Genomic DNA, 13,025 nt, shown 5'->3' with positions numbered 1-13,025 from the left:
GGTGCCGAGTAGCTGATACATTGTAAAATACTTCCAGACTCACATTATTGTTACTTAATGATTAACTCTAATTCCGTCAATCTTCCTCAAAATGAGCTAATACAAAATCCGCTTATGAACCTTACCGACTTAAAACAGAAATCAGTACACGAGCTTTTAGAAATCGCAGCAGAAATGGGCCTAGAAAATATGGCTCGTTCTCGTAAACAAGATGTTATTTTCTCAATCCTAAAGCGTCATGCGAAAGGTGGGGAAGACATTTATGGCGACGGCATCTTAGAGATTCTTCAAGATGGCTTTGGTTTCTTACGCTCACCTGACTGCTCATACTTAGCAGGACCGGACGATATTTATGTATCACCAAGCCAAATACGACGCTTTAACCTGCGTACTGGCGATACCATTGCCGGAAAAATTCGCCCACCTAAAGATGGCGAGCGCTACTTTGCCTTATTAAAAGTCAGTGAAATCAACTTTGATAAACCGGAAAGCGTACGTAACAAGATCCTTTTTGAAAACTTAACACCTTTATTCCCTGATGAACGTTTATTGATGGAAGCTGGCAACGGCTCTACTGAAGACGTCACATCTCGTATCATTGACCTTGTTGCTCCTATGGGTAAAGGCCAACGAGCGTTGATCGTTTCTCCCCCAAAAGCGGGTAAAACTTTCATGCTGCAAAATATCGCAAACGCCATTACTCGTAACAGCCCTGAATGCCACTTAATTGTGTTACTTATTGATGAACGTCCTGAAGAAGTAACCGAAATGTCTCGTACCGTACGCGGTGAAGTGGTTGCCTCTACGTTTGATGAGCCACCAGCTCGCCATGTTCAAGTGGCTGAAATGGTAATTGAAAAAGCAAAACGCTTAGTTGAACATAAACGTGACGTGGTCATTCTATTAGACTCCATTACTCGTTTAGCGCGTGCCTACAACACAGTCATCCCCTCATCAGGTAAAGTATTAACGGGTGGTGTGGATGCAAACGCGCTAGAACGTCCAAAACGTTTCTTTGGTGCAGCACGTAACATAGAGGAAGGTGGCAGCTTAACAATCATCGCTACTGCGCTTGTCGATACCGGTTCAAAAATGGATGAAGTTATCTTTGAAGAATTCAAAGGTACGGGTAACTCTGAATTACATCTTGACCGTAAGATCGCTGAGAAGCGTACATTCCCTGCGATTAATATTCGCCGTTCAGGGACTCGCCGTGAAGACCTACTAACGTCTGAAGACGAACTACAACGTATGTGGATTCTTCGTAAGTTATTAAACCCTATGGAAGACGTGGCAGCGACTGAATTCTTAATCGATCGCCTAAAAGTAACTCAAACAAACGATGAGTTCTTTGAGTCAATGAAAGGCAAAAATAAATAAGAAGACATTTCTGCAGCAAAACGTCTGCAGTAAAAAACCACTTTCTGAAGTGGTTTTTTTTTACTTAGATCATCAACTTAATGCATTATCAATGCCCGCCCGCTTTCCATTAGGGCAGTGCGACTTATATTGGAGTAGTCATATGAAAGAGATTACCGCAAAGGTAAACACTGTTGAGCTCATTAACAAGGATGTCTACCAAATCACTTTACAAGTAGATGATCTGGAATTTTTCGCTGGCCAATACTTAATGGTGGTATTACCAACGGGCGAACAAGTTCCCTACTCTATCGGTAGTACACCGCACGAACTTCCTAACATTACTTTATATGTGCTTGTTTCTGACGCCGCATCACTGGCCAGCAAAGTAGTTGAATATATTAAATCTAACGCCAGCATTACGATAAAAGCACCGGGTGGAGACTGCCATATCCACAATGGTGTTTTAGACAGTAACCCGGAGCATATTTTGCTCATCGCAGGTGGAACCGGCTTCTCTCAGATAAAAAGCCTATACTGCGACTTAGTTGAACAAAATTTTACGGGGAAAGTATCATTTTACTGGGGACTAAGAACCGCTGAGGATGTATTCGCGAAAGACTGGTTAGAAGAAGCACACAAATATTCACCTTTTTCATTAGATGTCATCGTGAATGAACAAAGTGATCAGTGGCATGGAAGAAGCGGTTGGTTATATGAAGCCATTCTAGCCGATAACCCAGATTTAAACCAAAGTGTGGCTTTCATCAGCGGGTCGGTTGGTATGGTATACGGCACGCTTGATCAATTAGAATTAAAAGGTTTGAGCATCGATCGATGTTTTTCAGACGTTTTTGCCTACGCCCCACACCCTGATAAACCCGTTCTGTAATACAAATACATTCGCAAAAAATCAACATTAAAAAAGGCAGACAATAACCCATTGTCTGCCTTTTTTAATCATTGTATGCACGTCGAATCAGCATTACTACGATATCTCTTTTTTACAAATCGTTTCCCACAATGCGGTGATATTTTCCTGATCTGATTCCATTACACCCTCTACTTCGAGTGTTTCTTGCAGAATAGTAGTGAAGGCATTATCAAATACCTTTTGCCCTTCTCCTTCCGTGCCGCTATGCAGGCCCAAAAGCCCTAAAAGGTAAGCGCAATAAAAAAGCTGATCTCCTTCTTCTGCATGATGTTCCATTTCTCGTAATCTGTCACAAAGTTGGTCTGCGCGCTCAGCAAAAGTTATTGTCATATTCAATCTCAGTGTTGATTTTTTTCGTTGTTCTATTAAAAAATACAAAAAAGCTGGGGAAGTTTCCCAGCTTTTTAAAAGACTTATCATTTCAATCTATATTAAGGCTTTAAATTTAGTGTCGCTAAAGTGTGTGCACGAATAGAAAGCAGTAAGTCCGTATTTTCTACCAATGATTCACCGTAAGAAGGCACCATTTCTTTCATTTTCGCTTGCCACTCTGGCGACTCGACACGTTCTGGGAAACAACGTTCTAGAATACCAATCATGGTATTCACCGTTGTTGAAGCCCCTGGCGAAGCACCCAACAAGGCAGCAAGAGAACCATCTTCGGTCGTAATCGCTTCGGTTCCGAACTCTAGCTTACCGCCTAACTTTTCGTCTTTCTTGATGATCTGAACTCGTTGCCCAGCGTACGCAAGCTCCCAGTCTTCATCCTTTGCATCAGGAAAAAACTGACGCAATGAATTACAACGGTCTTTATGAGATTGCATCACTTCACTGATCAGGTAGCGAGTTAGATCCATATTATTTTTACCAACACTTAGCATTGGTTTGATATTGTCGAAACGAACACTCTTCGGCAAATCAAAAAATGAACCTGTTTTCAAAAACTTAGTCGTGAATCCAGCAAATGGGCCAAATAAAATAGCCTTTTTTCCGTCAATAATGCGTGTATCTAAATGCGGAACAGACATAGGTGGCGCACCAATGGGCGCTGCTCCGTAGACTTTTGCAAAATGCTGCTCAACCAATTCAGGTTTTTCACACACCAACCACTGACCACTAACAGGAAAGCCGCCAAAACCTTTACTTTCTTCTACTTCCGCCTTTTGTAATAAAGGTAAAGCGCCACCGCCAGCACCTAGGAAAACAAATTTAGCATCAATAATTTTACGGGTACCATTTAACTCAACCGTGACATTCCATCGGCCATCAGACCTTTTCTTTAAGTCTTTTACTTCACAGTTTAGATTGAGATCAAAGTTCTCCAAACCTTCTAAATGCTTACTCATATTGCGAGCAATAGCGCCAAAATTCACATCGGTACCATGTTCGATACGCGTTGCGGCAAGAGGTTCATTTTCCACACGATTATTCATGATGAGAGGCATCCATTCCTTCATTTTTTCGCGATCTTCCGTGTATTGCATTTCTTTAAAGGCAGGATGTGCGCTCATCGCTGCGTGGCGCGCTTTTAACATATTTACGTTGCGCTCACCCCATACAAAACTTTGATGAGGAACGCGATGAATAAACTCTTGAGGTGCAGGCATTAAACCTTGCTCTACAAGGTAAGACCAAAACTGAAGACTGATTTCAAAGGCCGCATTAATATCCACTGCCTTGTCTATATTGACGGAGCCATCATCATTTTCAGAAGTATAATTAAGCTCGCAATAGGCAGCATGACCTGTTCCAGCATTGTTCCAGCCATCTGTACTTTCTTTTGCGATGATGCCCAAGCGCTCAACCATCATCATGGTTATGCTAGGGTCCAATTGCTTTAGTAACACGCCTAGGGTAGTGCTCATAGCACCTCCCCCGACTAGTAAAACGTCTACAGAACTTAAGGTCATATGATTTCGCCGTGTCATAGCCAATTGTGAATTTGAGAGTGATTTAGAAAGGAGGCTTTTGGCCAGCAGTAAATGTGTCAGAGGGTACTGCTTTGCTTTCTCCACACTCTTCTCAGTAAACCTTTGTCTACACTAAATATAATACTGCGTTAAAGGATACTAAACAGGTGTAGCTTAATTATACGGATTTTGAAGACAATGTCTTGAGGCCTTAGTGTAAGAATGTAGGTATACACACATTCCCATTTTCAAGATACCCCTCATTTTATTGACTTTAGCAGCAAGAAAGGCGATGTTAACAACATTAATAAAAAACATGCTTTAATTTTGCTGCTATATCTAAATAAGAATGTTCGGTATAAATATACTAAATCCTCTTAATCTAGAACCTGAGGGAGTATGACAATGAAAGCACAAGATATCATGGTAACCAATGTCATCTGCGTCGATATGGATGAGCGTTTGCCCAATGTAAGACAAATAATGGAAAAACATGGTTTTCATCATCTGCCCGTCACCGAAAAAGGTAAACTTGTCGGTATTATTTCAGACAGAGACCTTTTACGTTTTATAAGCCCTTTTATTGACAGTGCTTCCGAGCAACCTAGAGATTTAGACACACTGAATCATGCGGCCCATCAAATAATGACGCGCCAACCAATCTCAGTGAAAGCGGACACATTGATAGAAGAGATCGTCACCTGGTTTAAGCGAGTGGACATATCTTGTCTTCCTGTCATCGATGATAAAGAACAGGTCATCGGCATAATATCGTGGCGCGACCTTGTGAATCACGCCACATTTAAAACCTAGTGCGTTTTGGCTTGATCGCCTAGCATATCCGTCAAATCGTCTTCCGTGAATTCGTATTTCTCTGCACAGAATTGGCAGTCCACTTTCACACTACCTTGTTCAATCAAAAGTTCGCGAATTTCTTCAGAACCCAGTGACATAACGGCATCCAGTGTCCGTTGACGAGAACATGAACAACCAAATTGCATTGGCTTAGTGTCATAAAGGCGAACTTCTTCTTCGTGATACAAACGGTGCAATAACGATTCAGTCTCAAGACCAAGTAACTCTTCTTCTTTTACTGTAGAAGCGAGATGAGTAAAACGCTCCCAAGCGTCTTCATCACCTTCTTTTGCTTGTTCTAGTGGTAATCGCTGTAAAAACAAACCGCCACATTGAGCGCCATTCGCCGCTAGCCAAACTCGGCTAGGCAATTGCTCCGATTGAGAAAAATACTGCTCAAGACATTCTGATAAAGTATCACCAACAATCTCGACGATCCCTTGATAACGCTGACCATTACGCGGCTGAATAGTAATAGCCAAGTAACCACCTTCTAAGACCTCTTTTAAAGAGAAAGTGTCAGGAACGTCTTGGCTTTCATCCCATTGCGCTATACCACGAAGGTTCTGATGCTCATCACACTCCGTCATGAGAGTCGATAAAAAGCCATTCCCTTTAGCCTGAATAGAAAGCACGCCATCTATTTTCACAATATCTCTTAATAGCGCAATGGCCGCAACAAACTCACCCAGAAGCTTTTCTAGCGAGAGTGGATATTGTTTACGCTTAATGATCTCTTGATAAGCACTATTTAATAACACGCGCTCACCACGGACATTGGTATTATCGAATGAAAAGCGTTGTATTTCGTTTATGGTTACATTATTCACAAAGCGCACCTTGCCCAGCTAAAAAGCCTGAGTAAAAAAGTTCAAATTAATATTACCGCCATTTTACCCTTGAGCAACCTAATCATCTACTTTAAACCGTGTATTAACTGGGAATATGCACGCTTGCTATTTCGTTTACGTTGGCAGCACTCTAAAATGTTCCGTATTGTATTCAATAATCAAGCGCCTAATTTTACTCCTCATGATAGAGGTAAGAGATTCTTAGTTTTTATGATCCAATTTTCTGAAGTTAGCTTACAACGCGGCACTCAATTTTTATTAGAAGATGCCGACCTTACTATTTTCGAAGGTCAAAAAGTCGGCCTTATTGGCGCTAATGGCGCAGGAAAATCTTCTTTATTTGCCATGATCAAGGGCGAATTGCACGCCGATACAGGTGAGGTTATTCTCCCAGGTCAACGACGTATTGCTTTTATGGCTCAGGAAGTTGAGGAAACACAACGGTCATCATTGGACTATTGCCTAGACGGCGATGATAGGCTGCGAATGATAGAGAGTAATATTGTTAAATCGCAGGCTAACGGCGACGATCACGCTCATGCAAACTGGCTAGGCGAATTTGAAAACGCTCAAGGCTACACAGCCCACTCCAGAGCCGAAACACTCCTACAAGGTTTGGGCTTCAAGATGACCGACATGCACAGGCCAGTGTCTGACTTTTCTGGTGGTTGGAGAATTCGCCTTAATCTTGCCAAGGCGTTAATGTGCCCTTCCGACGTCCTTTTACTCGACGAACCTACCAACCATTTGGATTTAGACGCAGTAATGTGGCTGGAGAACTGGTTACGCCAATATCCCGGCACCTTATTACTGATTTCCCATGACCGAGATTTCCTAGACGGCATTTGCAGCCATATTGTTCATTTGTATAAAAAGGGACTCGTGCTTTATAAAGGCAACTATTCCAATTACGAGCGTCAACGAGCCGAACACCTTGCTCAACAACAAGCCAATCATGAAAAACAGGTAGAAAAACGTGCTCACCTTCAGCAATACGTCGACCGCTTTCGTTTCAAAGCAGACAAAGCCAAGCAGGCACAAAGTCGCTTAAGAATGCTTGAGAAAATGGAGATCATCGGTCCTGCTCATATCGACTCTCAATTTCAGTTCTCCATTCCTGTCGCGGAAAAAACCTCACAGCTGTTAATTAATTTATCGCAAGCGGACTTAGGCTATACATCAGAATCCGGCGCAAAGACAATTCAGCTGGGCAACTCCAATTTCGCGCTTCGAGATGGTCAGCGTGTTGGCTTATTGGGGCCAAATGGCGCGGGGAAATCCACGCTAATAAAATCCATTGTGGGTGAAATTAACCTTCTTTCTGGCGATCGCATTGCTGGTGAAAATCTAAAAATTGGTTATTTTTCACAGCATCAGTTGAGCGCACTCGACCTAGAGGCTTCACCGCTATTACACATTCAACGACTATCACCTAAAGTATTGGAAAGTGACATTCGCCGCTATTTGGGTGGATTTGGGTTTGTCGGTGATGATGCCCTGCGAGCCGTAAAAGGTTTTTCTGGTGGTGAAAAGGCCCGTTTAGCTCTATCGTTAATATCTTGGACGAAACCCAATCTCTTAGTGCTTGATGAACCAACCAACCACCTCGATTTAGATATGCGTCAAGCACTAACAGAAGCGCTGCAAGCGTTTCCCGGTTCCATTTTATTGGTATCCCATGATCGTCACTTACTCAACAGTACAGTCGATGAATTCTATCTCGTCGCAGACAACCAGATACAAGCCTTCGACGGGGATTTACCCGCCTATCACGCTTGGTTACAGGCAAGACAAGTCAATGCTGCGCAAGCTGAAAAAGGCGAATTGAATACGGGTAAAATTGAAAAAACCGATCGTAAAGAAGAACGTCGAAAAGCGGCAGAAATGCGTGAAAAACTACGCCCTCTTCATAAAAAAAGCGAGCGATTTGAAAAGGCAGTACAAACAGCTCAAGAGCATCTAGATAAAATATCAGACGCGATGTCTGATGCAACACTTTATGAGGCAGAGCAACGAGACAAACTACAAAGCTTATTAAACGATGAAGCTAAATGGAAGAAAGCTCTAGCAGAAAGTGAAGAAGCTTGGTTCGAGGCACAAGAAGAACTAGAAGAAGCCGAAGCACTGTTACTATAGAAGAAGAACAAATAAGAGAATAAGTGCTAGTAACCCGTAAAGTATTGCCTTAACACAAAGCTTTTATATCGACACTGACTTAATATTGTAACAACACTAAAGTACATTTACATACAGCGAAAAGGAGAGATATTGGATGACGTTTCCATACACTCGTATGCGCCGCATGCGTAAAAATGATTTTTCTCGCCGCCTGATGCGCGAACATCGCCTAACAGCAGATGATTTAATCTACCCTATGTTTATTATCGAAGGTAGCAACGTTCGCGAAGCTATTCCTTCTATGCCAAATATTGAACGAGTTTCTGTCGACTTACTACTCAAAGAAGCAAAAGAACTAGTCGAACTCGGTATTCCGACAATCGCATTATTTCCCGTTATTGCAGGAGATAAAAAATCCTTACTCGCCGAAGAGTCTTATAACCCGAATGGGTTGGTTCAACGTGCAGTTCGCGCATTAAAGGATGCATTCCCTGAACTTGGTGTACTAACCGATGTTGCACTAGATCCTTACACCACTCATGGTCAAGACGGCATCATTGATGACTCAGGTTATGTTCTAAATGACATCACCGTTGACACACTAGTGAAACAAGCCTTATCACACGCCAAAGCGGGCGCTGACATCGTTGCACCATCGGACATGATGGATGGTCGTATTGGTGAAATTCGCAACGAACTTGAAGCCGAAGGCTTTATTGATACTTTAATCATGGCTTACGCTGCCAAATTTGCTTCTGCGTATTATGGCCCATTTCGTGATGCGATAGGCTCAAGTAGCAATCTTGGTAAAGGCAATAAATACACCTACCAAATCGATCCAGCAAACTCAAACGAAGCTATCCGTGAGGTTATGCTAGATTTAGACGAAGGTGCTGATATGGTCATGGTAAAACCCGGCATGCCTTATCTAGATATTGTTCGTCGAGTAAAAACAGAGCTTGAAGTACCGACCTTTGCTTATCAAGTAAGCGGAGAGTACGCCATGCATATGGCCGCCTTCCAAAATGGCTGGCTGGATAAAGACACGGTTATGATGGAATCTCTCCTAGCATTTAAGCGTGCAGGTGCAGATGGCATCCTTACTTATTTTGCAAAAGATGCAGCACGCCTGTTGAAGAACTAGAAGCCCTACGCTTTTCGTTTAAATAAACACACAGAATCGGTGACCAGCAGGCTGCATTGGTGTAATTTGTTATGACATGCTTACATGCTGTAGGCAAAAAGAACAAAGATACCAACATCATCATTAAACGGTATTTGGAGATAATAAAAGCACATGTCTGAGCAGTCTGTGAACGAAATAGAAAAAAAAGAGTCGGCTTCTCCCCAGCCTATAGAATTAGATGCTGAGCTGGTTTTAGAACCCATACCTGAGCAACCGCTAGATCCGAATAAGATCGCTATCGAAGAGCGTTTACCAGAAGAAATCGACTTAGCTGATCCAGAACTCTACTTTAATCGTGAATTAAGTCACCTGCAGTTCAATGCTCGAGTGCTTGAACAAGCGATGGATGAAAACCACCCCATCCTAAATCGGTTGATGTTTCTGTGTATCTTCAGCTCAAACATGGACGAGTTTTTTGAAATTCGAGTCGCCGGCTTAAAAAGTCAACTAGAATACAGCCGTGAAAAAAACGGACCGGATGGCATGCATCCGAAGAAAGTATTAGGATTAATCAGCGAACACGCTCATAAGTTAGTACGCCGTCAATATCGTATTCTTAATGACATTATCTTGCCAAAACTTGCCAAAGAAAACGTTAAGTTTATCCGCCGTACTGTGTGGAATGAAAAGCAAGCAGCTTGGGTAAAACGTTATTTCCGAAACAACGTACTTCCTATTATTAGCCCAATAGGACTCGATCCCGCACACCCGTTCCCAAGGCTAGCAAACAAAACCTTCAACTTCGTCGTTGAACTAGAAGGGCGTGATGCCTTTGGTCGAGAGAATGGCCTTGCTATCGTACCGGCACCAAGTTCATTACCACGTTTAGTCAAACTTCCAGATGATGTTTGTGAAGGTGGAGACAATCTCGTTTTCCTCTCTTCCATTATTCATGCTCATGCCGATCAATTATTCCCAGGCATGACAGTCAAAGGCTGTTTTCAGTTCCGACTAACACGTAACGCAGACTTAGAAGTAGACTCAGATGATATCGGTGTCGATTTAGCAGGCGCCTTGCGTACAGAATTACAAAGCCGACATTATGGCAGTTCTGTGCGATTAGAAATTGCTGAAAATTGCCCTCCACATATTGTTGATTCTTTACTAAAACAATTTGATTTAGAGCAGCAAGACTTGTATCGCATTGATGGCCCAGTCAACTTAAGCCGTCTTATGGCAGTACTTGAATTAGTCGATCGCCCAGATCTTATGTACCCTCCTTTCTCTCCAGGTTTACCAAGAAAATTGGCCAGTTCTGGAGGATTATTTGAAGCGATTCGTCAGCAAGACTATCTACTCATGCACCCATTTGAGAGTTTTTCTCCAGTCATCGATTTTCTGAGTGAAGCGGCTAAAGACCCAAGCGTTGTAGCTATTCGCCAAACACTCTATCGAACTGGTGCTCGCTCTCCAATTGCTAACGCCCTTGTAGAAGCTGCCCGTAACGGCAAAGAAGTCACTGTCGTTATTGAGTTAAGAGCTCGATTTGACGAAGCCGAAAACTTAGCCTTAGCAAGCCGCTTACAAGACGCTGGCGCCATTGTTGTTTATGGTGTCGTTCGTCATAAAACTCATGCGAAAATGATTCTTATCGTGCGTAGGGAAGGTACGGATCTTACGCGCTACGTTCATTTAGGAACCGGTAACTATCACGCAGGCAATGCTAGGCTGTATACAGACTATAGCTTCATGACATGCAATAAGGACATTGGCGAAGATGTTCATCGTGTATTTCAGCAACTAACAGGAATGAGTAAAGAGCTGAAGGTTAAAAAGCTATTACACGCGCCATTCACTCTTCGCGATCGTCTACTTGAGATGATTAACCGTGAAGCAGAAAATGCACAAAAAGGTGAACCGTCGCGCATTATTATTAAAGTGAACTCCTTGACTGAGCAAAAACTTGTGCAGTCTCTCTATAAAGCGTCGCAGGCTGGCGTTAAGATTGACTTAATTATTCGAGGTATCTGCACGCTACGTCCTGGAATAAAAGGAATATCCTCTAATATCCGAGTACGAAGTATTATAGGGCGGTTTCTTGAACACACTCGTGTTTACTACTTTTATAATAACCGCAATCCACAGGTCTACCTATCCAGTGCAGATGGGATGGATCGAAACTTAAACAACCGCATTGAAGTCGCTTTCCCTCTACAGGATTACAAACAAACTCGTCGAGTGAAAAAGGAACTTGAGTATTACCTAACAGATAATACTCAAAGCTGGATTCTACAAAGCGATGGCTCCTACCAGCTATCTAAACCGCGAAAAGGCGAGTATCGGAGTGCACAACGAGTCCTACTCAGTGAGTTAGCAGACAACACGCGTTAATCTTTATCACGCTCATACTAAAGCCCACTTCAAAATGAAGTGGGCTTTTTTGTGCATAAAAACAAGGCTTATCCCCAGATTAGCAAGAATACATGATGCTATTAAACCATCACACTTGTTTACTCAAGAGCACATAGCTGACATCTGTAGCATTCAATCACCTCACACGCTATCAGCCATTCTTATATTCCAGCCTCAAGGTAGATTTCCCACCTATTTTCCTTTCCTTGAGCCAAAAAAAAGCCCTGACAGCGTTAGCTATCAGGGCTCTCTTAATTTAAGCTTGACGACGACCTACTCTCACATGGGATCTCCCACACTACCATCGGCGATGGCGCTTTTCACTTCTGAGTTCGGGATGGGATCAGGTGGTTCAACGCCTCTATGATCGTCAAGCAATTCTGCTGCGTTCGTTCTGGCGGTTTCTTAAGATGATAATCTCTATCATCTCTTTCTTCCAACCAAAACACGCGAAGACATGCTTGGATCTTTAACAATTCTTTTTTGAAATAACAGTAATCAAGGTTAAACCAGTTTTTATCGTAATGTGTCTCTGTAATCTTTGATGCATTTGCTTAGAGTCTTTTTCATTCTCTCTTCACTTATCATCTAAAACCACTTTGGTGTTATATGGTCAAGCCTCACGAGCAATTAGTATTGGTTAGCTCAATGCCTCACAGCACTTACACACCCAACCTATCAACGTCCTAGTCTCGAACGGCTCTTTAGGGGACTTATGTCCCAGTGAGATCTTATCTTGAGGGAGGCTTCCCGCTTAGATGCTTTCAGCGGTTATCCCGTCCGAACGTAGCTACCCGGCAATGCCACTGGCGTGACAACCGGAACACCAGAGGTTCGTCCACTCCGGTCCTCTCGTACTAGGAGCAGCTCCTCTCAAATCTCAAACGTCCACGGCAGATAGGGACCGAACTGTCTCACGACGTTCTAAACCCAGCTCGCGTACCACTTTAAATGGCGAACAGCCATACCCTTGGGACCGGCTTCAGCCCCAGGATGTGATGAGCCGACATCGAGGTGCCAAACACCGCCGTCGATGTGAACTCTTGGGCGGTATCAGCCTGTTATCCCCGGAGTACCTTTTATCCGTTGAGCGATGGCCCTTCCATACAGAACCACCGGATCACTAAGACCTACTTTCGTACCTGCTCGACGTGTCTGTCTCGCAGTTAAGCGTGCTTTTGCCTTTACACTCTACGCATGATTTCCGACCATGCTGAGCACACCTTCGTGCTCCTCCGTTACTCTTTGGGAGGAGACCGCCCCAGTCAAACTACCCACCACACAGTGTCCTCGATCCAGATAATGGACCTGAGTTAGAACCTCAAACATACCAGGGTGGTATTTCAAGATTGGCTCCAATAGAACTAGCGTCCTATCTTCAAAGCCTCCCACCTATCCTACACAAATAGGTTCAAAGTTCACTGTGAAGCTATAGTAAAGGTTCACGGGGTCTTTCCGTC

The 13,025-nt window shown here is 43.1% G+C and carries 9 protein-coding genes and 2 rRNA genes (1 of these 11 running past the window's edge); 6 read left to right on the top strand and 5 right to left on the bottom strand.

Going from position 1 to position 13,025, the window contains the following annotated elements:
• Positions 1–114: 114 nt before the first annotated feature.
• Positions 115–1,380, top strand: coding sequence for a transcription termination factor Rho (gene rho, locus MP3633_RS01950; protein WP_217909077.1), 1,266 nt, complete (start codon positions 115–117; stop codon positions 1,378–1,380).
• A gap of 142 nt (positions 1,381–1,522) precedes the next feature.
• Positions 1,523–2,251: an NAD(P)H-flavin reductase gene (locus MP3633_RS01945; RefSeq protein ID WP_176334258.1), complete on the top strand. Its 729-nt coding sequence runs from the start codon at positions 1,523–1,525 to the stop codon at positions 2,249–2,251.
• 96 nt (positions 2,252–2,347) lie between these two features.
• Here the strand turns inward: MP3633_RS01945 and MP3633_RS01940 are convergent, their stop codons facing one another.
• Positions 2,348–2,623: a hypothetical protein gene (locus tag MP3633_RS01940; RefSeq protein WP_176334257.1), complete on the bottom strand. Its 276-nt coding sequence runs from the start codon at positions 2,621–2,623 to the stop codon at positions 2,348–2,350.
• A 101-nt stretch (positions 2,624–2,724) separates the two neighbouring features.
• Positions 2,725–4,203 carry a malate dehydrogenase (quinone) gene (gene mqo, locus MP3633_RS01935; RefSeq protein WP_239495680.1) on the bottom strand — a complete coding sequence of 493 codons (1,479 nt, stop codon included), beginning with the start codon at positions 4,201–4,203 and terminating at the stop codon, positions 2,725–2,727.
• 405 nt (positions 4,204–4,608) lie between these two features.
• Here mqo and MP3633_RS01930 point away from each other — a divergent pair, with 405 nt between their 5' ends.
• Positions 4,609–5,016 carry a CBS domain-containing protein gene (locus MP3633_RS01930; protein ID WP_112136263.1) on the top strand — a complete coding sequence of 136 codons (408 nt, stop codon included), beginning with the start codon at positions 4,609–4,611 and terminating at the stop codon, positions 5,014–5,016.
• Here the strand turns inward: MP3633_RS01930 and hslO are convergent.
• Positions 5,013–5,888: an Hsp33 family molecular chaperone HslO gene (hslO, locus tag MP3633_RS01925; protein WP_176334256.1), complete on the bottom strand. Its 876-nt coding sequence runs from the start codon at positions 5,886–5,888 to the stop codon at positions 5,013–5,015. The genes MP3633_RS01930 and hslO overlap by 4 nt on opposite strands.
• Before the next feature lie 231 nt (positions 5,889–6,119).
• Between hslO and MP3633_RS01920 the strand changes: the two genes are divergently transcribed.
• The 3 genes from MP3633_RS01920 to ppk1 all read left to right on the top strand — a co-directional run bounded on the left by MP3633_RS01920 (position 6,120) and on the right by ppk1 (position 11,544).
• Positions 6,120–8,045 carry an ABC-F family ATP-binding cassette domain-containing protein gene (locus tag MP3633_RS01920; RefSeq protein ID WP_176334255.1) on the top strand — a complete coding sequence of 642 codons (1,926 nt, stop codon included), beginning with the start codon at positions 6,120–6,122 and terminating at the stop codon, positions 8,043–8,045.
• Positions 8,046–8,181: 136 nt separating this feature from the next.
• Positions 8,182–9,171, top strand: a complete 990-nt coding sequence (gene hemB / locus MP3633_RS01915; RefSeq protein WP_176334254.1) for a porphobilinogen synthase — start codon at positions 8,182–8,184, stop codon at positions 9,169–9,171.
• 153 nt (positions 9,172–9,324) lie between these two features.
• Positions 9,325–11,544 carry a polyphosphate kinase 1 gene (ppk1, locus tag MP3633_RS01910; RefSeq protein WP_112136258.1) on the top strand — a complete coding sequence of 740 codons (2,220 nt, stop codon included), beginning with the start codon at positions 9,325–9,327 and terminating at the stop codon, positions 11,542–11,544.
• Positions 11,545–11,825: 281 nt separating this feature from the next.
• Here the strand turns inward: ppk1 and rrf are convergent.
• Positions 11,826–11,940, bottom strand: a 5S ribosomal RNA gene (rrf, locus tag MP3633_RS01905).
• Positions 11,941–12,174: 234 nt separating this feature from the next.
• A 23S ribosomal RNA gene (locus MP3633_RS01900) occupies positions 12,175–13,025 on the bottom strand; it runs 2,045 nt beyond the window's last position.

The organism is Marinomonas primoryensis (assembly GCF_013372285.1).
Taxonomy (GTDB): Bacteria; Pseudomonadota; Gammaproteobacteria; order Pseudomonadales; family Marinomonadaceae; genus Marinomonas; species Marinomonas primoryensis.
This window is presented reverse-complemented; position numbering and strand designations above follow the sequence as displayed.